General features: G+C 71.0%; 18 protein-coding genes and 1 riboswitch. Of the genes, 13 read left to right on the top strand and 5 right to left on the bottom strand.

Annotation, left to right across the window (positions count from 1 at the left end):
* Window positions 1-101: 101 nt before the first annotated feature.
* Window positions 102-596, bottom strand: a complete 495-nt coding sequence (locus OHA11_RS39685) for a Repetin (protein WP_266507776.1) — start codon at window positions 594-596, stop codon at window positions 102-104.
* Window positions 597-1202: 606 nt separating this feature from the next.
* On the opposite strand from OHA11_RS39685, the gene OHA11_RS39690 reads away from it, so the two are divergent.
* The gene (locus OHA11_RS39690; RefSeq protein WP_266504823.1) at window positions 1203-1991 is read left to right on the top strand and encodes a carbon-nitrogen hydrolase family protein; all 789 of its coding nucleotides are present in this window, start codon (window positions 1203-1205) and stop codon (window positions 1989-1991) included.
* A gap of 112 nt (window positions 1992-2103) precedes the next feature.
* Complete coding sequence (locus OHA11_RS39695; RefSeq protein WP_266504825.1) at window positions 2104-3810, top strand: NAD(P)/FAD-dependent oxidoreductase; 1707 nt, start codon at window positions 2104-2106, stop codon at window positions 3808-3810.
* A gap of 44 nt (window positions 3811-3854) precedes the next feature.
* Here OHA11_RS39695 and OHA11_RS39700 read toward each other — a convergent pair whose 3' ends face one another.
* The gene (locus OHA11_RS39700; RefSeq protein WP_266504828.1) at window positions 3855-4553 is read right to left on the bottom strand and encodes a DUF5995 family protein; all 699 of its coding nucleotides are present in this window, start codon (window positions 4551-4553) and stop codon (window positions 3855-3857) included.
* A 172-nt stretch (window positions 4554-4725) separates the two neighbouring features.
* Between OHA11_RS39700 and OHA11_RS39705 the strand changes: the two genes are divergently transcribed.
* Window positions 4726-5847, top strand: coding sequence for a glycoside hydrolase family 6 protein (locus OHA11_RS39705; RefSeq protein WP_266507777.1), 1122 nt, complete (start codon window positions 4726-4728; stop codon window positions 5845-5847).
* A gap of 50 nt (window positions 5848-5897) precedes the next feature.
* Here OHA11_RS39705 and OHA11_RS39710 read toward each other — a convergent pair whose 3' ends face one another.
* The gene (locus OHA11_RS39710) at window positions 5898-7112 is read right to left on the bottom strand and encodes an MFS transporter (protein ID WP_266504831.1); all 1215 of its coding nucleotides are present in this window, start codon (window positions 7110-7112) and stop codon (window positions 5898-5900) included.
* A 133-nt stretch (window positions 7113-7245) separates the two neighbouring features.
* On the opposite strand from OHA11_RS39710, the gene OHA11_RS39715 reads away from it, so the two are divergent.
* The 10 genes from OHA11_RS39715 to OHA11_RS39760 all read left to right on the top strand — a co-directional run bounded on the left by OHA11_RS39715 (window position 7246) and on the right by OHA11_RS39760 (window position 16858).
* Window positions 7246-8475 (top strand): ROK family transcriptional regulator, encoded by a 1230-nt coding sequence (locus OHA11_RS39715; protein ID WP_266504832.1) that lies wholly within the window; start codon window positions 7246-7248, stop codon window positions 8473-8475.
* A gap of 369 nt (window positions 8476-8844) precedes the next feature.
* A riboswitch (FMN riboswitch) is annotated at window positions 8845-8975 on the top strand.
* A gap of 154 nt (window positions 8976-9129) precedes the next feature.
* Window positions 9130-9765 (top strand): riboflavin synthase, encoded by a 636-nt coding sequence (locus OHA11_RS39720; RefSeq protein ID WP_266504834.1) that lies wholly within the window; start codon window positions 9130-9132, stop codon window positions 9763-9765.
* On the top strand, window positions 9762-10406 hold the full coding sequence (locus OHA11_RS39725) for a nicotinamide mononucleotide transporter family protein (protein ID WP_266504837.1): 645 nt from the start codon (window positions 9762-9764) through the stop codon (window positions 10404-10406). Before OHA11_RS39720 ends, OHA11_RS39725 begins: the two co-directional genes overlap by 4 nt.
* Complete coding sequence (locus OHA11_RS39730) at window positions 10403-11755, top strand: bifunctional 3,4-dihydroxy-2-butanone-4-phosphate synthase/GTP cyclohydrolase II (protein WP_266504840.1); 1353 nt, start codon at window positions 10403-10405, stop codon at window positions 11753-11755. Before OHA11_RS39725 ends, OHA11_RS39730 begins: the two co-directional genes overlap by 4 nt.
* Before the next feature lie 29 nt (window positions 11756-11784).
* Entirely contained in the window at window positions 11785-12270 is a 486-nt protein-coding gene (gene ribH / locus OHA11_RS39735; RefSeq protein ID WP_266504842.1) for a 6,7-dimethyl-8-ribityllumazine synthase, read from the top strand.
* Between the two features lie 34 nt (window positions 12271-12304).
* Entirely contained in the window at window positions 12305-12577 is a 273-nt protein-coding gene (locus tag OHA11_RS39740; protein ID WP_055533705.1) for a phosphoribosyl-ATP diphosphatase, read from the top strand.
* Window positions 12578-12625: 48 nt separating this feature from the next.
* Complete coding sequence (hisG, locus tag OHA11_RS39745) at window positions 12626-13492, top strand: ATP phosphoribosyltransferase (RefSeq protein WP_266504848.1); 867 nt, start codon at window positions 12626-12628, stop codon at window positions 13490-13492.
* A 177-nt stretch (window positions 13493-13669) separates the two neighbouring features.
* Window positions 13670-14158, top strand: a complete 489-nt coding sequence (locus tag OHA11_RS39750) for a PH domain-containing protein (protein ID WP_266504851.1) — start codon at window positions 13670-13672, stop codon at window positions 14156-14158.
* A 199-nt stretch (window positions 14159-14357) separates the two neighbouring features.
* Window positions 14358-15752, top strand: coding sequence for a hemolysin family protein (locus tag OHA11_RS39755; protein WP_266504853.1), 1395 nt, complete (start codon window positions 14358-14360; stop codon window positions 15750-15752).
* Window positions 15749-16858, top strand: coding sequence for a hemolysin family protein (locus OHA11_RS39760; protein WP_266504855.1), 1110 nt, complete (start codon window positions 15749-15751; stop codon window positions 16856-16858). Before OHA11_RS39755 ends, OHA11_RS39760 begins: the two co-directional genes overlap by 4 nt.
* A gap of 70 nt (window positions 16859-16928) precedes the next feature.
* Here the strand turns inward: OHA11_RS39760 and OHA11_RS39765 are convergent, their stop codons facing one another.
* Together OHA11_RS39765 and OHA11_RS39770 are read right to left on the bottom strand one after the other, a co-directional pair.
* On the bottom strand, window positions 16929-18797 hold the full coding sequence (locus tag OHA11_RS39765) for an AAA family ATPase (RefSeq protein ID WP_266504857.1): 1869 nt from the start codon (window positions 18795-18797) through the stop codon (window positions 16929-16931).
* 434 nt (window positions 18798-19231) lie between these two features.
* Window positions 19232-19858 (bottom strand): uridine kinase, encoded by a 627-nt coding sequence (locus tag OHA11_RS39770; RefSeq protein ID WP_266507778.1) that lies wholly within the window; start codon window positions 19856-19858, stop codon window positions 19232-19234.
* Between the last annotated feature and the right edge of the window lie 49 nt (window positions 19859-19907).

The raw sequence follows: 19907 nt of genomic DNA on the forward strand, positions 1-19907 counted from the left end.
CCGGCACTCCCCCAGCCTCCGGCCGGGGGGACCCCCAGAGCACGCACCAGACGCCGCCGGGCCCGCCCTCCGGGCGGACGACGGGACTTTGCGGACACGACCTAGAACTTCGGGTTCCAGGGCACGACCGTGAAGTCGCCCGTGCCCTTCTTGACCTTCTCGAAGGGCGCGGAGCCGACGCACTTGGGCAGGTCCTTCGTCTCGACGGGGTTTCCGGTGGAGGCCCAGCTGTAGCCGAGCCGGTCGCGTCCTCCGGTGTCGTGCACCGTGATGCCGACCCGTGTGCCCTTGGCGCCGGGCAGGTCGGAATCGGTGACGACACCGGAGACGACGGCCACCTTGCCGCCGGTGACGAGGCAGTCCACCTCGGCCTTCGCCCAGGCACCGTCGCCGTCGGCGTAGTGGCTCCACTCGAAGGTGCCGGTGGCCTTCAGCGGATCGTCGTTGTTCTTCGCCGCCAGATGCGCGTCGAAGGAGAACGTGATGTCGTCCCCGGCGGACCGGTACAGCTTCGCGCTGCCGGTGAGCGCGGCGGCCTCACGCCGCGGCTCACCGGACGCGGCGGCGGGGGCCGACCCGGAGGCGGTGGACGGCACTGCGATGGCGGGCGGTGCTGCGCTCGCTGAGGCGACTGAGGCGACTGAGGTGTCTGGGGTGTCTGAGGAAGCTTTGCTGCTGGAGGCGGCTGCGCTGCTGTTCGACGGCGTGGCGGAGGCAGTGGCAGTGGCTGACGCGGCGGCCCCGGCGGTGAGGAGCAGCGCGGCACCGAGCACGGCGGTCTTCGTACGGCGGTTCATGTCGGCCCTTTCAACGGATCGGCTTGGGTGGAACGGTTTCGACGGTTCGGCTTGGACGGTTCGGTTTCGACGGTTCGGCTTCGCCGGTTCGGTTTCGACGGCACGGCTTCGATGGATCGGCGGTCGGCGCGGACAGCACTCACTGTCCCGGCGCCGGCGCCGCGCCACATCCCGCCGAAGGCTGCACCGCGCCTCCGCCGCCCGGCGGGGGAGTACGCCCCTGACCTGCGCCTCTGGGAGGAGGAGCCCTCATACCAGGCGAGCGCAACGGATCGCCGCCGGACCGCCGACGGACGCAACGATTCGTTCACCGGCGCGCAACGGCTCCTCCTTGTCCGCCCCAGTCCGCCGCCCGTACCGTCTATCTGGCCCCCGAACCCCCTCCGATCCCGGCGAGGAACACGCATGCGCACCGCCCTGCTCCAGAGCTCCGGCCGTCCCGGCTCCGTCGTCGAGAACCTCAAGGTCCTCGACGAGGCCGCGGGCCGTGCCGCCGCCGCGGGCGCCGGGCTCCTCGCCGCCCCGGAGATGTTCCTGACCGGCTACGCGATCGGCGCCGACGTGCACCGCCTCGCCGAGCCCGCCGACGGCGACGCCGCGGACGCGGTAGCCGAGATCGCCTGCCGGCACGGCGTGGCCGTCGCCTACGGCTACCCGGAGCGCGCGGCGGAGCTGGTCTTCAACTCGGCCCAGCTGATCTCCGCCGACGGCACGCGCCTCGCCAACTACCGCAAGACACACCTCTTCGGCTGCTTCGAGCGGGACTGGTTCACCCCCGGCGACGAGCCGGTCGTCCAGGCCGAGCTGGACGGCCTCCGGGTCGGCCTGATGATCTGCTACGACGTGGAGTTCCCGGAGAACGTCCGCGCGCACGCCCTCGCCGGTACCGACTTCCTCGTGGTGCCCACGGCCCAGATGCACCCGTTCCAGTTCGTCGCCGAGTCCGTCGTACCGGTGCGGGCCTTCGAGAACCAGATGTACGTCGCGTACGTCAACAGGGTCGGTGCGGAAGGGGAGTTCGAGTTCGTCGGGCTCTCCACGCTGGCCGGCCCCGACGGGGGCGCCCGGGCCCGCGCCGGCCGCGGTGAGGAACTCGTCCTCGGTGACGTGGACCCCGCCCTCCTCGCCGCCTCACGCGAGGCGAACCCGTACCTGAAGGACCGCCGCCCCGGCCTCTACGGGTCCCTCGTCTGACATCCCCGAGGCCCTCGGGCCACCTCCGGGCAGGCCCCAGATCCACCGGGCCTGCCCCAGACCCACCAGGCAGCCTCACCACACAGCTTTCCCCGCAAGGAGTCCGTACCCCATGACGTCCACGGTGCCCCCCGCCGTCCCGCACACCGACGCGCAGCCGCCGATCACCATGTTCGGCCCGGACTTCCCGTACGCGTACGACGGCTTCCTCGCGCATCCCGCGGGCCTGGGCCAGATACCGGCCACCGAGTTCGGCGCCGAGGTCGCCGTGATCGGCGGCGGGCTGTCCGGCATCGTGGCCGCGTACGAGCTGATGAAGATGGGGCTCAAGCCCGTCGTGTACGAGGCCGACCAACTCGGCGGCCGGCTGCGGACGGTGGGCTTCGACGGGTGCGACCCCTCGCTCACCGCCGAGCTGGGCGCGATGCGCTTCCCGCCGTCCTCCACGGCGCTCCAGCACTACATCGACCTGGCGGGGCTGCGGACCGAACCGTTCCCCAACCCCCTCGCCGAGGCGACGCCCTCGACCGTCGTCGACCTCAAGGGCGAGTCACACTACGCGACCACCGTCGACGACCTGCCGCAGGTCTACCGCGACGTGATGAACGCGTGGAGCGCCTGCCTCGAAGAGGGCGCCGACTTCCGCGACATGAACCGTGCCATGCGCGAGCGCGACGTGCCGCGCATCCGCGAGATCTGGGCAAAGCTCGTCGAGAGGCTCGACGACCAGACCTTCTACGGCTTCCTCTGCGCGTCGGAGGCCTTCACATCCTTCCGGCACCGCGAGATCTTCGGCCAGGTCGGCTTCGGCACGGGCGGTTGGGACACGGACTATCCCAACTCGATCCTCGAAATCCTGCGTGTTGTCTACACCGAGGCCGACGACCACCACCGAGGCATCGTCGGCGGCAGCCAGCAACTCCCGCTGCGCCTGTGGGAGCGCGAGCCGGAGAAGATCGTGCACTGGGCGTACGGAACGTCGCTGGCCTCGCTGCACGACGGGACGCCGCGACCGGCCGTGACCCGCCTGCACCGCACGGCGGGCAACGGGATCACGGTCACCGACGCCTCCGGCGACATCCGTACGTACCGGGCGGCGATCTTCACCGCCCAGTCCTGGATGCTGCTGTCCAAGGTGGCCTGCGACGACGCGCTCTTCCCGATCGACCACTGGACGGCGATCGAGCGCACCCACTACATGGAGTCCTCGAAGCTCTTCGTGCCGGTCGACCGGCCGTTCTGGCTGGACAAGGCCGTCGACGACAGGGGAAATCCGACCGGCCGGGACGTGATGTCCATGACCCTCACCGACCGGATGACGCGCGGGACCTACCTCCTCGCTGACGGTCCCGACAAGCCCGCCGTCATCTGCCTCTCCTACACCTGGTGCGACGACAGCCTGAAGTGGCTGCCGCTGTCCGCGAACGAGCGGATGGAGGTCATGCTGAAATCGCTCGGCGAGATCTACCCGAACGTCGACATCAGGAAGCACATCATCGGCAACCCGGTGACCGTGTCCTGGGAGAACGAGCCCTACTTCATGGGCGCGTTCAAGGCCAACCTGCCCGGCCACTACCGCTACCAGCGGCGCCTTTTCACGCACTTCATGCAGGACCGGCTGCCCGAGGACAAGCGGGGCATCTTCCTCGCGGGCGACGACATCTCCTGGACGGCGGGCTGGGCCGAGGGCGCCGTCCAGACCGCACTCAACGCCGTGTGGGGCGTCATGCACCACTTCGGCGGCGCGACGGACCCGGCCAACCCCGGCCCCGGCGACGTGTACGACGAGATCGCGCCGGTGGAACTGCCCGAGGACTGAGCGCTCTCCCGGGTGACCACCTGGTCAGCCGCCCGGCCTCCGGGTCAGTGGTACGCGAGAGGAGTGAGCAGGCACCGGCCCACCAGCCCCACCCCCATATCGAGCCGCTCGACGAACTCCTCGGCCAGGTCGGGGAGTTCCCGCAGCGCCCACACCGCACGGGCGGCCGACCACGCCGCGTCCCGGGCCCGGTCCAGGCTCCACGCGCCGAGCAGATGGGTCAGCGGGTCGGCGATCTGGAGCAGATCGGGGCCCGGCATCAGATCTTCGCGGATGCGCTCCTCCAGCGAGACGAGGACATCCCCCACGCGGTCGAACGCGTCCTCCAGCTCCGCCGGTTCGCAGTCGAGCGTACGACAAGTGTCTACAACCGCGAGCGCCAGATCGTGCCCAATGTGCGCATTGATGCCCGCAAGGGCGAACTGCAACGGACGTACTCCTGGATGCCGCCGGAGCTGGAACAGCGGCCGCCAGCAGGCGGGGGGACGGCGCTCGTCCGCGACCGCCTCGACGGCCGCCAGGTAGCGCTCCGCGAACAGTACGTCCAGCGTGATCGCGGCCCGCGCATCGGTGAACTGCCCTGCGTCCAGGCGCCGATCGACCTCTTCGGTGACGGCGAGATAGACGCGGTTGAAGACCGCGACACCGTCGCGCTCGGGCCAGATCGCGTCGAGCGCCCGCATCCGGTGCACCACCGCGTCGACGCCGTGCACGCGAGCCGTGAACTGTTTCAACCGCACCATGGGGGCAGGGTCCCAGGCTTAGGGTGTCCGGAGGGCCGCCGGGCCGCACGCTTCCCCAGAACGGGGGAACACGTGGGCCCCGGAGGAGGGGGAGAACCACGTGTCAGGCCAACGTGCCCAGCGCCTGGCCGAACGCAGGGTGGAGCGCAGGCGCGCCGCCCGGCGCAGCGCCATGGTCGCCGTGGCGTCCGCGGTCGCCGTGGTCGGCACCGTGACGGGGATGATGTCCGCGCTCGACGAGGGCCGCGGCACCGACGAGGCACGCCCCGACGTGACCAGTTCACCGCTTCTGCAGCCGCTGCCCGCCGTGCCCACTCCCACGCCCTCGGAGACGTCCGCCTCCCCGTCGCCCTCCCCGTCCAGGACCAAGGCCAAGGCGAGCCCGAAGCCGTCGAAGACCGAGGCGACGAAGCCGCGGACGGAGCCCGTGTCCGGCCAGCTCTACCGCCACCCCGATTCCAACGTCCTCGACTGGATAAGCGACCACCGCGACGACCCGCGCCGCCCGGTGATCGAGTCCCGGATAGCGGCCCAGCCGGCCGCCATGTGGTTCGCGGACTACACGCCGTCGAACATCACCTCCCGGGTCAGGGCCGTCACGTCGGCGGGCTCGGCGAGGGGCCAGGTCCCGGTCGTCGTCCCGTACGCGATCTCGAACCGCGACTGCGGCGGTGCCTCGCAGGGCGGTGCGCCGGACCTCGGGGCGTACGACGGATGGATCGACAAGTTCGCGGCCGGCCTTGGCTCCGACGACGTCATCGTGATCCTGGAGCCCGACGCGATCGCCCAGTCCGACTGCCTCTCCGAAGGCGACCGGGCCGCCCGCTTCGCCTCGCTGGCCCGCGCGGGACGCGTCCTCAAGACGGCCAACCCGAATGCGCGGGTCTACTTCGACGCGGGCCACTCCGGCTGGAACACACCGGAGACGGCGGCCGACCTGCTGCGCCGGGCCGGTGCCGCGTCCGCCGCCTCCTCGGACGGCATCTTCAGCAACGTCTCCAACTTCCACCGGACGAGCGACGAGGTCGCCTACGTCCGCCGGACCCTCGACGCCCTCGGCGGTCCCGCGAGCCTGGGCGGCGTCATCGACACCAGCCGCAACGGCAACGGCGCCCCGCCCGCCGGCGTGTGGTGCGACCCCGAGGGCCGGAAGCTCGGACAGGCACCGACCCTGCGCACCGGAGAGGCCAGGATCGACGCCTATCTGTGGGTGAAGCTGCCCGGGGAGTCCGACGGCTGTCAGGGCGCGCCGGGCACGTTCGCACCCGACTACGCCTACGACTTGGCACGCTGACCGACCCGCCGACCCGCCGACCCGCCGACCCGCCGACCCGCGCGGCCGGTTCAGGGCCTGGGGTCCGGAACCTTCGCGTCCGCCGGGGCGACCTTCCCGCCGCTCTGGCGGCCGCTGGTGCGCAGCACGCCCGCGAACGCGGCGACGCCGCAGGTCAGCACCGTCACCAGGACGAAGGACGTCACCAGACTCGTCGCGTCCGCCACCGTGCCGATCGCGGACGGCGCGATCAGACCCGAGGTGTACGTGATGGTCGCGACGCCCGCGATGGCCTGGGACGGGTTGGGGCCGCTGCGACCGGCCGCGGCGAAGCAGAGCGGGACCACGACGGCGATACCGAGGCCCAGCAGCGCGAAGCCCGTCATGGCCACGGCGGCGCTCTGGGCGACCACGACGAGCAGCGCACCGAGGGCCGCCAGGACACCGCTGACGCGTACCGTACGGACCGGACCGAAGCGGTCCACCACCGCGTCGCCCGCGAACCGCCCGATCGCCATGGTGAGCGCGAAGCCCGTCGTGCACGCGGCCGCGACCCCCGCCGAGCTGTCGAGGACGTCCCGCAGATACACCGCCGACCAGTCCAGGCTCGCCCCCTCCGCGAACACCGCGCAGAAGCCGATCGCGCCGATGAGCAGCGCCGACTTCGGAGGCAGCGCGAAGCGCGGGGGCGGTTCCTCGTCCTCGGTGGGACGCAGGTCCAGCACCCACTGACAGGCGGCCACACCGAGCAGCGTGAGCGTCACCGCCGCGAGCGCGTGGTGCAGGCGCGCGTCCGAGCCCAGATGGGCGGCGAGCGTGCCTGCCGCCGAGCCGATCAGGGCGCCCGCGCTCCACATGCCGTGCAGCCCGGACATGATCGACTTGTCGAGCCGGTTCTCGATCTCGACGCCCAGCGCGTTCATCGCCACATCGGCCATGCCCGCCGTCGCGCCGTAGACGAACAGGGCCGCGCACAGGGTGACCAGGTTCGGCGCGAGCGCCGGGAGGACGAGGGCGAGCGTCCACAGCGAGATCAGGCCGCGCAGGGCCGCGCGGGCGCCGAAGCGGTGGCTGACGCTGCCCGCGAGCGGCATGGCCACGGAGGCGCCGATCGCGGGGAAGGCGAGCGCCAGGCCGAGTTGGCCCGGGCTCACGGAGGCGTGGTCCTGGATCCACGGGACGCGGGTCGCGAACGAACCGGTGACCGCGCCGTGCACGGCGAACACCGCCGCCACGGCGTACCGGGAGCGCCTCACCTCTCGCTGGTCGTAGACCACGTCACTCATTCTCCCGGCCCCTCCCCGTCCTCTTCCTGTCCTCTCCCCACTGTGCTGCCGTAAACTATCAGGAACCCTGCCTGATAGATAGGCGGTATCGGGCCGCGCCGCCCCGGCCCCACCGATCTGGAAGGATCCCGGCATGCCCGCATCACCGAGCACCGCCCGGGCCATCAACGACCGGCTCGCCCTGCGTCTCCTCCAGCAGGAGGGCCCTTTGACGGCAGGGCAGTTGAAGCAGCTCACCGGCCTGTCCCGGCCTTCGGTCGCCGACCTCGTAGAACGCCTGGCCGCGGCCGGACTCATCGGCGTCGTGGGGGAGTCGGGCACCCGGCGCCGCGGCCCGAACGCCAAGCTGTACGGGATCGTCGCCGACCGGGCGCACCTGGCCGCACTGGACGTACGGACCGAGGGCGTGGCCGTCCTCGTGTCGGATCTGCTGGGCTCGGTGCTGGCCGAGGCGTCGGTGCCGATCGGCGACGAGACGGACACCGGGCCCGCCGTCGAGCAGGCGGTCGCGCTGGTCGAACGTACGGCCAAGGAGGCCGGCGTCGAGCGGCTGCACACCATCGGTGTCGGAGCCCCGGGACTGATCGACCCCGCCACCGGCGAACTCCGCGGCTCCTCGGGGCTGCCCGAATGGCACCGCCGCCTCGTCGCGGCGTTGCAGGAGCGACTCCCGGCCCGCGTCCTCGTCGAGAACGAGACCAACCTCGCCGCGCTGGCCGAGCAGCGCGACGGAGCCGCACGGGACCGCGACACCTTCGTCCTGCTCTGGCTCGGCCACGGCATCGGCGCGGCCGTCGTCCTCGACGACGTCCTGCGGCGAGGTGCCTCCGGCGGTACGGGCGAGATCGGCTTCCTGCCGGTGCCGGGTACGAACGGCCTGCCGTCCGCGACGGACTGCGAGGGCGGTTTCAACTCCCTCGCGGGCGCCGCGGCGATCACCGAACTGGCGGCCCGGCACGGGATCGTGGCGCCCGCCGTGTCCCACGAACCGCATGCGGCGGCGCTGGTGCGGGAGGCGGTGCGGCGGGAGGCGGTGACGGGGGTCGCGGTGGGGCGGGTCGCGGCCGACGCCGGGGAGCCCTCGGCTTCGGGATTCCTCGACACGCTCGCCGATCGCGTCGTCCTCGGGGCCGCGTCCGTCGTCGCCGTGCTGGACCCGGGATGCGTGGTCCTCGCGGGCGAGATCGGCGGGGCGGGCGGCGAGGCGCTGGCCGCCCGTGTCCAGGACCGGGTCGGCCGAATGTCGCCGCTGCCCACCGAGGTGCGGGCCGGCACCCTCGGCGGCGGCGCCGTGCTCCGCGGGGCGCTGCTGATGGCGCGGGACGGGGCCCAGGACGAACTGTTCGCACCTCCGGAGAGGTGAGACCGCCTCCGGGGAGGCGACGGCCGCCCGGGGGTCCGGCGGTCGCCTCCGGCGAGGTGACCAGGGCGGTCGGTGTCCGGGATCGGAGACCCGGCGGCGGGGCAAGGGCCTCCGTCACCGCCGCCGGGTCGTTCTGGGGACGGGCCGGCGAACGCGGAGCCCGAAAAGGCATCAGTGAACGCAGACCCTAAAGTGGACTAGACCACAGCGTCAAATAGGTATGGACCAATGGTAAGGCGCCGTGTCCGAACGGTAGTTGGTCCTTCGTGAGTGTTCAGTGAAGTCCATCTGCACGCCCTGTGAGGCAGCCCACAGCATTCGCCCGCATGGGCGTCGATCAGGCGTGGCACACTGAGTCTGTACCAGAAGCAGCGCACTCCGGGGTCGGTGAAAGTCCGAACCGGCGGTTACAGTCCGCGACCCGGTCGCTTCCAGCGGCCGGTTGACCAGGTGAAATTCCTGGACCGACGGTTAAAGTCCGGATGGGAGGCAGTGCGCGGCGGGCGGGCATTCGTGCGCGCCGCCGTCTGTTTCGACGTGTCCCACGGGCACGTCCTACTACGCGGCGTCGCCCCCGGTGTCCTCGCTCGCTCATATCTGTCGTCATCGACAGGCCCCGGAGTCCGTGCCCGAAGAGGCAGGAGGACCCGGGAAGTGTTCACCGGAATCGTCGAAGAGCTGGGTGAGATCACCGCCGTCGAGAACCTCGGCGACGCCTCCCGTTTCCGGCTCCGTGGCCCCGTAGTAACCGAAGGCGCCCGCCACGGCGACTCCATCGCCGTCAACGGTGTCTGTCTGACGGTCGTCGAGCACGAGGGCGACGAGTTCACCGCCGACGTGATGGCGGAGACCCTGGACCGCTCCAGCCTCGGCGTCCTCGCCGTCGGCTCCCGCGTCAACCTCGAACGCCCCATGGCCGTGGGTGAGCGCCTCGGCGGACACATCGTGCAGGGCCATGTGGACGGCACGGGCGAGGTCATCGAGCGCAAGCCGTCCGAGAACTGGGAGATCGTGAAGATCTCCCTCCCCGCGGACCTCACGCGTTACGTGGTCGAGAAGGGCTCCATCACCGTCGACGGCATCAGCCTGACCGTCGTCGAGGCGGGCCCCGACTTCTTCACCGTCAGCCTCATCCCGACCACCCTCGACCTGACCACGCTCGGCCTCAAGCAGCCCGGCGACCCGGTCAATCTGGAGGTCGACGTGATCGCCAAGTACGTCGAGCGACTGCTCGGCGCACGGGGAGAGCAGCCGGCCGCGCTGCCCGGCACCCAGGGAGCGACGTCGTGAACTGGCTCAACTCCGAGGCGTTCACGCTCTTCGGCCAGCACATCAAGTGGGCCGACATGATCGGCAACGTGATCGGTCTCATCGGCCTCGCCCTCGGCTGGCGGCGGTCCATCTGGACCTGGCCCGTCCAGTTCCTGTCCGGTGCCATCCTCCTCGCGGCCTTCGCCACCGCCCACCTCTCCGGCAGCGCCGGCAAGCAACTGGTGGTCATGGCGGTCGCCCTGTGGGGCTGGTGGCAGTGGAACCGTGGCAAGGGCGGTGCGCAGGACGGCTCCATCGCCGTGCGCTTCGCCACCTGGCGCGAGCGCGGGTACCTCCTCGGCGCCGCGGCCGTCGGCACCCTCGCGGTCGGCAGCCTCTTCACCGCGTACCCGACGCTCTCCTGGGACCCCTGGCCGGACGCGTACATCTTCGTCGGCACGGTCGTCGCGATGTACGCCCAGGCGCGCGGCATGGTCGAGTTCTGGTTCGCCTGGCTGCTCGTCGACCTGGTGGGCGTGCCGCTCAACTTCGCCAACGGCTTCGCCTTCTCCGGCTTCGTCTACATCATCTACGGCGCGCTCGTCCTGTGGGGCATGCGCGACTGGTGGCTGCGCTCCCGCAAGGCCGGGCAGCCTCTCCCGGAAGGAGCCCCGGCATGACATCCCACCCGTCTCCCACCCCCGCCCTGAACGAGGCGCTTCGCGCCGCCCCCCTGTGCGCCGAAGTCTGGTACAGCACGGGCCACGATCAAGACGTCTCGGACTTCGCGCTCGACCCGGTCGAGCAGGCCATCGCGGACATCGCGGCGGGCCGCCCGATCGTGGTCGTCGACGACGAGGACCGGGAGAACGAGGGCGACCTCGTCATCGCCGCCGAGAAGGCGACCCCCGAGATCATCGCCTTCATGATGAGCGAGTGCCGCGGCCTGATCTGCGCGCCCATGGAGGGCGACGAGCTCGACCGCCTCCAACTCCCGCAGATGGTCGAGAACAACACCGAGTCGATGCGCACCGCCTTCACGGTCTCCGTCGACGCGGGGCCCGCGTACGGCGTGACCACCGGCATCTCCGCCGCCGACCGTGCCACCACGCTCCAACTGCTGGCCGGCGGCGCGGCAGCGGCGGACGACTTCGTGCGCCCCGGCCACATCTTCCCGCTGCGCGCCAAGCCCGGGGGCGTCCTGGTCCGCAACGGCCACACCGAGGCCGCCGTCGACCTCGCCCGGCTCGCGGGTCTGCGCCCGGCCGGCGCCATCGTCGAGATCGCGGGCGAGGACGGCCGGATGCTGCGCCTGCCCGAGCTGATCCCGTTCGCCCGCAAGCACGGCCTGACGATCATCTCCATCGAGGACCTGATCGCCTACCGCCGCACCGCCGAGCCCACCGTCCGCCGCGAGGCCGAGACCCAACTGCCCACCGCCTTCGGCGAGTTCACGGCCTTCGGCTACCGCTCCATCGTGGACGGCGTCGAGCACGTCGCCCTCGTACACGGCGAGATCGGTGACGGCGAGGACGTCCTCGTCCGCGTCCACTCCGAATGCCTCACCGGCGACATCTTCCACTCGCTGCGCTGCGACTGCGGCCCCCAGCTCGAAGCCTCCCTGGAGCGCATCCAGGCCGAGGGCCGCGGCATCGTCGTCTACCTCCGCGGCCACGAAGGGCGCGGCATCGGGCTCCTGTCCAAGCTGCGCGCGTACGAACTCCAGGAGCAGGGGCACGACACCCTCGACGCCAACCTGGAACTGGGCCTGCCCGCCGACGCCCGGGACTACGCGGCCGGCGCGCAGATCCTGGACGACCTCGGGGTGCGCAGCCTGCGCCTGATGACCAACAACCCCGACAAGACCGACGCGCTCCTCCGCCACGGCCTCACGGTCACCCGGCGCGAGCCGATGCCCGTACAGGCGGGCGAGCACAACCTCCGGTATCTGCGCACCAAGCGGGACCGGATGGGACACGACCTGCCCTGGCTGGACCCGACCACCGTGTCGGCCTGCGGCAACCAGTAACGAAGAAAAAAGCACGAGGAGACACAGACGTGAGCGGCAAGGGCGCACCCGAACTGTCCGTACGCAACTGCAGCGACCTGCGGGTCGCCGTCATCGCGGCACAGTGGCACGAGAAGGTGATGGACGGTCTCGTCGACGGCGCGCTGCGCGCCCTGCACGAGTTGGGAATCGACGAGCCGACCCTCCTGCGGGTCCCCGGCAGCTTCGAGCTGCCGGTCGTCGCGAAGGTCCTCGCGGGCCGCGGGTACGACGCGATCGTCGCGCTGGGCGTCGTCATCCGCGGCGGCACCCCCCACTTCGAGTACGTGTGCCAGGGCGTCACCCAGGGCCTCACCCAGGTCTCCATCGACACCGGCGTCCCCGTCGGCTTCGGTGTGCTGACCTGCGACACCGAGGAACAGGCCCTGGACCGCGCGGGCATCGAGGGCTCGAACGAGGACAAGGGGCACGAGGCGGTGACGGCGGCGGTGGCGACGGCGGCCACCCTCCGCTCAGTATCCGAACCCTGGCGCTGAGCGAACGGCGGTTGCGCGTAGGGTGGGCAGCACCATGTCCAATAAGACGTTCGAGGAGCTCTTCGCCGAGCTCCAGCACAAGGCCGCCACCGGCGACCCCGCCACTTCCCGCACCGCTGAGCTGGTCGGCAAGGGCGTCCATGCCATCGGCAAGAAGGTCGTCGAAGAGGCCGCCGAAGTCTGGATGGCCGCCGAGTACGAGGGCAAGGAAGCGGCCGCCGAGGAGATCTCGCAGCTGCTCTACCACGTCCAGGTGATGATGGTCGCCCGCGGAATCTCGCTGGACGACGTCTACGCCCACCTGTAAGTCTCCTGGTTCCACCCAAAACCCCGTCACGCAAAGGAAGCCGACCTCATGCTGCGCATCGCCGTCCCCAACAAGGGTTCCCTGTCAGGCCCCGCGGGGGAGATGCTGCATGAGGCCGGCTACCAGCAGCGCCGGGAAGCCAAGGAGCTGCGGATCGTCGACCCGGAGAACGAGGTCGAGTTCTTCTACCTCCGCCCCCGCGACATCGCGATCTACGTCTCCTCCGGCAAGCTCGACATCGGCATCACCGGCCGCGATCTGCTCATCGACTCCGGCGCCAACGCGGAGGCCATCCTCCCGCTCGGCTTCGCCCGCTCCACCTTCCGCTTCGCCACCAAGCCCGGCACGGCAGGCTCCGTCGAGGACCTCGCCGGTATGACCGTGGCCACCTCGTACGAGGGCATCGTCGCCAAGTACCTCGCCGACCACGGCATCGACGCCTCCGTCGTCCACCTCGACGGCGCCGTCGAGACGGCCATCGAGCTGGGCGTCGCCGAGGTCATCGCGGACGTCGTCGAGACCGGCACCTCGCTGCGCAACGCGGGCCTTGAGGTCTTCGGCGAGCCGATCATGAAGTCCGAGGCCGTCGTCATCCGCCGCGCCGGCGCGGCGGCCACCGGAGCCTCCGAGGAAACAGAGCCCAAGGTCCAGCAGTTCCTGCGCCGCCTCCAGGGAGTCCTCGTCGCGCGGACCTACGTGATGATGGACTACGACTGCCGCGTCGAGCAGCTGGAGAAGGCCGTCGCCCTCACCCCGGGCCTGGAGTCGCCGACCGTCTCGCCGCTGCACAACGAGGGCTGGGTCGCCGTGCGCGCGATGGTCCCGAGCAAGGAAGCCCAGCGGATCATGGACGACCTGTACGACATCGGCGCGCGGGCCATCCTGACCACGGCCATCCACGCCTGCCGCCTCTAACGACCTCGGGGGAGATAGGGAGTGGATCAAGGAGTGGCGTCTGGTGCGTGCGATCGCAAGGCGCCGGGATGTCCTCGTAGCGGAGCTACTAGGGCATTTCGGCAACGCGGCGAGCGTGCGTGCCAGACGCCGCGACGCCACTCCCTATCTCCCCCGAGGTCGTAAGGACCGCCCACCATGTCGGACGCACCAGAGCTGCCCGCTCTTCCCGTCACCTTCCGGCCGGGCCGTACCCGAGCCGTCCTGCTGACCGCCGGTGCCACGATCTTCGTGGTCATCACCACGGTCGCGATGCTGCTGGAAAAACTCGGCCCGGGGGAACGCAGCAGCTTCGTCTTCACCGGCGCCCTGCTCTTCGGCGTGCTCGTACTGCTCTCCAGGCCGAAAGTCGTCGCCGACGAGTCCGGGGTCACCGTCGTGAACATCGCCAGCAGCCGACGGCTGGCCTGGCCGGAGATCCTGCAGGTCAACCTGCGCCCCGGCGACCCGTGGGTGTTCCTGGACCTCAGCGACGGCACCAGCCTGCCCGCGCTCGGCATCCAGCCGGGCATCGCCAAGCAGCGTGCGATCCGCGACGCCCGTACGCTGCGCGCCCTCGCCGAGACCCGCTCCGTCCACGTGCCCGACGGACAGCAGGAAGACCAGCACGACGAACATCACGGCTGACTCTCGGCCTTCCACCCTGCCGCACGGGCCCATGTCTTGATTAATCTGTTGGCGGAGGCGTTTTCGTTGCGCCTCCGCCGCTGACATTCCACCCGGTATTCAGCGGCCCCCTGCTATTCGAGGAGTGACTCCCTCCAGCGATGGACGGATCGTCCTGTAGTACCTGCGCCGCCCCCTCCCGACATATCGAGGCGGCGGCATGACCATCCCCTTGCTGCTCCTCGGGGCGGCGTTCCTGTTGATTCTCGCCAACGGCTTCTTCGTGGCGGCCGAGTTCGGCCTCGTCACGGTGGAGCGCCCCGACGCCGAGAAGGCCGCCGCCGAGGGCGACCGACGGGCCCGTACGGTCGTCAACTCGCTCAAGGAGCTGTCCTTCCAGCTCTCCGGCACCCAGCTCGGCATCACCATCACCTCGCTCGTCGTCGGCATGCTCGCCGAACCGGCGCTCGCCGAGCTCCTGAACGGCCCCATCACCGCGGCCGGCATCCCCGAAGGCGCTGTGTCCGGTGTCGCCGTGGTCTTCGGCATGCTGCTGGCCTCGGCCGTGCAGATGGTGATCGGCGAGCTCGTGCCCAAGAACTGGGCGGTCTCCAGGCCCATGCAGGTCGCGCGGTTCGTCGCGGGCCCGCAGCACGCCTTCTCGACCGTCTTCCGGCCGGTGATCTCGGGGCTGAACTCCGTGGCCAACCGGCTCGTCCGCACACTGGGCGTCGAGCCCACCGCAGAGCTGGCGTCCGCCCGCACCCCCGGCGAGCTCGTCTCCCTGGCCAGGCACTCGGCCCGGGCCGGCGCCCTGGAGCAGGACACCGCCGACCTGTTCGTCCGTACGCTCTCGCTGGCCGACCTCACCGCGCAGCACGTCATGACCCCGCGCGTGAAGGTCAGCGCCCTCCAGTCCTCCGCGACCGCCGAGGACGTCGTCAACCTCACCCGCGCCACCGGCCTGTCCCGCTTCCCCGTCTACCGGGAGCGGATCGACGAGATCGTCGGCATGGCGCACCTCAAGGACGCCCTCGCGGTGCCCTCGCACGACCGGCTGCGCACGCCCGTCACCCGGATCGCCCAGGCCCCGCTGCTCGTCCCGGAGACGCTGCCCGTGCAGCCCCTCCTGGAGCGGCTGCGCAACGAACAGCCCATCGCCGTCGTCGTCGACGAATACGGCGGCACGGCCGGCGTGGTCACCCTGGAGGACATCGTCGAGGAACTCGTCGGCGAGGTCCGCGACGAGCACGACGACGTACTCAACGAACCCCCCGAACTCGCCGCCGCACCGGCCGAGGACGGCCGGCCCGCCTGGGACGCCGACGGCAGCTGCCGCGTCGACATCCTCCAGCGGATAGGCCTGGACGTCCCCGAGGGCCCGTACGAGACGGTCGCCGGCCTCGTCGCCGATCTGCTCGGCCGGATCCCCGCACCCGGCGACAAGGCCGACCTGCCGGGCTGGCGCCTCTCGGTGCGCCAGGTCGGGCACTACCGGGCCGAACGGGTCCGGCTGGTCAGGATCGCCGGTGCCGCTCCGGCTTCCGCGGCCTCGGCTGCGGCTTCGGCGTCGTCGGCTTCCGTTTCCGCTTCCGCGGTGGAGGCAGCCCGATGAGCGTGCTCCAACTCCTGTTCGCCGTCCTGCTCGTGCTCGCCAACGGCTTCTTCGTCGGCGCCGAGTTCGCGCTGGTCTCCGTCCGCCGCAGCCAGATCGAACCGCTCGGCACCGCACGGGCCCGGCAGGTCATGTACGGCCTGGAGAACCTGCCGCAGATGATGGCCGCCGCGCAGTTCGGCATCACCGTCTGCTCGCTGACGCTCGGCGCGGTCGCCGAACCCACCGTCGCGCACCTCCTGGAGCCGGTGTTCCACGCCGTGCACCTCCCCGAGGGCATGATCCACCCGCTCGGGTACGTCATAGCCCTCGCCGCGGTCGTCTTCCTGCACCTCGTCGTCGGCGAGATGCTGCCGAAGAACCTGGCGATGGCCGCCCCCGAGAAGACCGCGCTGTGGCTCAGCCCCGGCCTGGTCGCCTTCGCCCGGCTGTGCAAGCCGGTCACCCTGGGTCTCGGCGCCTGTGCCCGCGTCATCCTCAGGCTCTTCCACGTCGAGCCCAAGGACGAGGTCGAGGCGGTCTTCACCAGCGAGCAGCTCAACCGGCTCGTCGAGGACGCGGGACAGGCCGGCCTCCTCGACCCCGAGGAGCAGGAGCGCCTGGAGGACGCCCTGGAACTGGGCTCCCGCCCGGTCACGGACGTGCTCCTGGACAGAGAGTCCCTGGTGACCGTCGGCCCCTCGGTCACCCCGGGCCAGGTCGTCGCGCTCACCGCACGCACCGGGTACTCCCGCTTCCCGGTGGCCGCCGAGAACGGCGCCTTCATGGGCTACCTGCACGTGAAGGACGTACTCGACCTGGAGGAGTCCGAGCGGGCCGTGCCGCAGCAGGTCTGGCGCCCCATGACGACCCTCGGGGCCGAACTCCCGCTGGACGACGCCCTGACCGTGATGCGGCGCGCCGCGACACACCTCGCGCAGGTCGCCGACGCGTCGGGCAAGGTGCTCGGCCTGGTCGCCCTGGAGGACGTACTGGAACTGCTGGTCGGCGAGGTCCGCGACCCCGCCCACCGGCAGGCCCCGCCGGTACGGGTCGGCGAGCCGCGCAAGGAGACGCAGGATCCGGCGCCGGGCCAGGAGGCGGCGGAGCAGGCACTGGCGAGCTGAGGGCTCACGACCGGGGTGGGGCCGCGGAAACCGGAAGGTTTCCGCGGCCCCACCCCGTTTCGCGTGCCGCTCACATCGGCGAAGGATCCTGCGGCCCCCGCCCCGACAGCACCTCGCCGTACGCCTGCATCAGATCCGGCAGCCGCAGCGTGGACAGGTCGTCGCGGCTCAGGCTGCCCGCGTAGCCCGACAACCGCAGATCGCGGTAGGCGCAGCTCTTCTCGTACAGCGTGCGCAGGAAGCGGCCGTTGCCGAGCTCGTCGATCCAGCCCTGGTCGACGACGTGCCCGCTGATGGAGCGCAGCTCGTCGATGGCCTCCTCGTCCCACACGTCACCGTTCTCGGCGGCAAGTACCCCGCCGATCGAGGTGAGTTCGAGCGGACGGTACGAGGGGAAGTCGACGCGGGTCGTGAAGCGGGAGGAGAGCCCGGGGTTGGCGGCCAGCAGGCGGTCCATGCCCTCCGGGTAGCCCGCGAGGATCACCACCAGGTGGTCACGGTTGTCCTCGGCGCGCTTCAGCAGCACCTGCAAGGCCTCGTCGCCGTACGCGTCGCCCTTGCCGTAGCCGGAGTTGGAGAGCGAGTAGGCCTCGTCGACGAAGAGGACACCGCCGATCGCGGAGTCGATCAGTTCGTTGGCCTTCACGGCGGTCTGGCCGAGGTACTCGCCCACCAGGTCGGCTCGTTGGGCCTCGACGAGGTGGTCGCCGCCGAGCAGGCCGAGCGCGTAGAAGACCCGGCCGAGGATACGGGCCACGGTCGTCTTGCCGGTGCCGGAGGGACCCGAGAACACGAAGTGCCGCTTCGGCGGCTGGACCGGCAGACCCTGTCCGGCCCGCAGCCGCGCCATGTTCAACTGGGCTGACAGCGCCTTGACTTGGCGCTTGACCGGTTCGAGGCCGACCATGCGCTCCAGCTCGGCGAGCGCCTCTTCGAGCAGCGCGGGGTCGGTGGGCCCGGTCGGCAGATGCGGCGGACTCACCGGCACGATGGCCTTCTCGCGGACCCGGTCCGCCTCGGAGGGCAGCGCGCCCGACGGCGGCGGTTCCGGCTCCGAGAGCTTGAGATCACGGCCCTCGCCGCCGAACAGCGGGTCGACGCCGTCCGGGCCGTCCAGGATGTCCTGCCCGACCCCGGTGAGCGTGATCGCCGCGAGGTCGGCCGTGTCGTCGTACCCGTCGCCCTCGGAGATCGCGGCGAGCCGCGCGGAGGTGTCCATGAAGGCCGGGTCGACCCGGTGCACCGCCCGGTACAGGGGCAGGGCGGCGGCGGAGCGGCCGGTGCCCTCGTGCGCCCGCGCCAGCCAGTACCGCAGCTCCTTGCGCTGCGGCTGCTCGCTGCGACAGCGCATCAGCGCGGACGACAGCAGGGGCTCGGCCTGCCCGTACATCTCCAGGCGAACCCGTGCCATGCCGCCGAAGAGGCCGGCCTCGATGCCCAGCATCGGATCGTCGATCAGCGGATCCGTGTGCCGGACCAACTGCTCCCAGTCCTTGACCAGATACGCCCGGCAGGCGTGCAGGAATCTCACCTGCGGATCCGTGTCCACCGGCGGCAGGCCCGCCAACGCCCGGTCCAGCTCCGGGACATGACGTCCGTCGAGCCAGTGCGAGGCGTGCGCGAGCAGCAGATCGCGCGGCGACTCCAGGACCGGCTGCACCCACCAGCCGAGCCAGTACCAGGAGTTGAGCGTGCGCCGGTGACGCGAGCGCTGTTCTCCGAAGCGATCCCGATGCCGGAACATCCGCAGCAGCGCCGTCGTCGTGTCGACGCGGAGCGCGTGCAGCCCGAGCCAGCCGTCGGCCATGGCCGGATCCATCCGGACCGCGGCGCGGAACTCCTCCTCCGCCTGCGGATAGGCCCCCATCGTGTAGGCGTCCACACCTCGCAGCCAGGCGAGGTCGGCCGGGGCCTCGGGGCCCTGCGTGCCGAAGTCCATCACGTCCCCCACAAACCGTGCCCCCGTTGATCGCCGGGCGGGCCGGTGCCCGTCGGCAGTCTTCGTCGAACCGCTGTGCCGCGGACGGGAGTTGCGTTCGGTGCGGAGAGCTGCCGTCCGAATGTCGCACCGAGAGGCATCGTACCTGCGGGGGAGTACCGGGCCGAAGGGTGCCGCACGACAGGTTCTCCGAGGTGGGAGCAGATGGGGCGCACCCGGCATGGTGACCCAGGGTGAACAAATCGAGCCTCGGAGCGTCCGAAAAACGGCTGTGGGCAGAACGAAGCCCCCGATCACGGGGGAACAACCGGGGGCTTCGCGTCTGCGGGGCGGCCCCAAAAGGCCGCACATTCAGAACGTAAGTCCTGTACGGCCCCCGGGTCAAGCCGAGTTGGAGGACTCAGGCAACTTCTCGGAGGTGGGTCTTCACAAGTTCAGCACACCGATGCGGGACCGTCACGGTCAGTGACAGCGAAGCCCTCCTTCGATGTCGCAGCAGGTCCCGGGAGCACCTCAAATCCCTCTGGCCACTGCAGCACCAGAAGATCGGCGAACGGTTTTGAGGGGTCCTTGGTGAAGTGCCGACGCTCCGCCCGGACCCACCCCTCCCAGAACGCGCTCTGCGCCGAACCGTCCCTCTGCCGCCCGCGCTCCCACGCGTCCTCGTCGGTCAGCTCCATCCACAGCAGCCGCGCGAGCCACGGCCTCAGTGTGCGACGGCCGGCACCCACTCCCTCGACGATGACCACGGGTGCGGGCGGCAGGTCGCGCGGCGGTCCGAAGCCGTGCGTGACCCAGTCGTACGGCCGGTAGCGCGCCGTGCCGCCCCGGGACAGCGGCTCGACGACCTCCCGGAGCAGCCGCCCGGTCCAGGCGAAGAGCTCCTCGTGCGTGGCGATGTCGTCCAGGTGCAGCACGGGGGCGCCACCCAGCGCCTCGGCCAGACGGTCCGCGAACGTGGTCTTCCCCGAGCCCGCGTGCCCGTCCACGCCGACGAGCCGGACGGGGCCGCAGGACGGCGGCAGCCGGTGCAGCCGGGAGGCGAGGGCGTGGAGGTGGATGAGGGGTCCTTGGGTGAGGTGAGGTGTGGTGGGGTGCGGCGCGTACGTG

This window comes from Streptomyces sp. NBC_00878 (assembly GCF_026341515.1).
Lineage (GTDB): Bacteria > Actinomycetota > Actinomycetes > Streptomycetales > Streptomycetaceae > Streptomyces.

Bases quoted from the DNA above. Each gene is read 5' to 3' on its own strand.
- OHA11_RS39700 (WP_266504828.1), bottom strand. From the start codon at position 4,553: ATGGTGCGGTTGAAACAGTTCACGGCTCGCGTGCACGGCGTCGACGCG.
- OHA11_RS39765 (WP_266504857.1), bottom strand. From the start codon at position 18,797: ATGGACTTCGGCACGCAGGGCCCCGAGGCCCCGGCCGACCTCGCCTGG.
- OHA11_RS39690 (WP_266504823.1), top strand. From the start codon at position 1,203: ATGCGCACCGCCCTGCTCCAGAGCTCCGGCCGTCCCGGCTCCGTCGTC.
- hisG (WP_266504848.1), top strand. From the start codon at position 12,626: ATGCTGCGCATCGCCGTCCCCAACAAGGGTTCCCTGTCAGGCCCCGCG.
- OHA11_RS39710 (WP_266504831.1), bottom strand. From the start codon at position 7,112: ATGAGTGACGTGGTCTACGACCAGCGAGAGGTGAGGCGCTCCCGGTAC.
- OHA11_RS39750 (WP_266504851.1), top strand. From the start codon at position 13,670: ATGTCGGACGCACCAGAGCTGCCCGCTCTTCCCGTCACCTTCCGGCCG.
- OHA11_RS39755 (WP_266504853.1), top strand. From the start codon at position 14,358: ATGACCATCCCCTTGCTGCTCCTCGGGGCGGCGTTCCTGTTGATTCTC.
- OHA11_RS39695 (WP_266504825.1), top strand. From the start codon at position 2,104: ATGACGTCCACGGTGCCCCCCGCCGTCCCGCACACCGACGCGCAGCCG.
- OHA11_RS39715 (WP_266504832.1), top strand. From the start codon at position 7,246: ATGCCCGCATCACCGAGCACCGCCCGGGCCATCAACGACCGGCTCGCC.
- OHA11_RS39730 (WP_266504840.1), top strand. From the start codon at position 10,403: ATGACATCCCACCCGTCTCCCACCCCCGCCCTGAACGAGGCGCTTCGC.
- OHA11_RS39760 (WP_266504855.1), top strand. From the start codon at position 15,749: ATGAGCGTGCTCCAACTCCTGTTCGCCGTCCTGCTCGTGCTCGCCAAC.
- OHA11_RS39740 (WP_055533705.1), top strand. From the start codon at position 12,305: ATGTCCAATAAGACGTTCGAGGAGCTCTTCGCCGAGCTCCAGCACAAG.
- OHA11_RS39705 (WP_266507777.1), top strand. From the start codon at position 4,726: ATGGTCGCCGTGGCGTCCGCGGTCGCCGTGGTCGGCACCGTGACGGGG.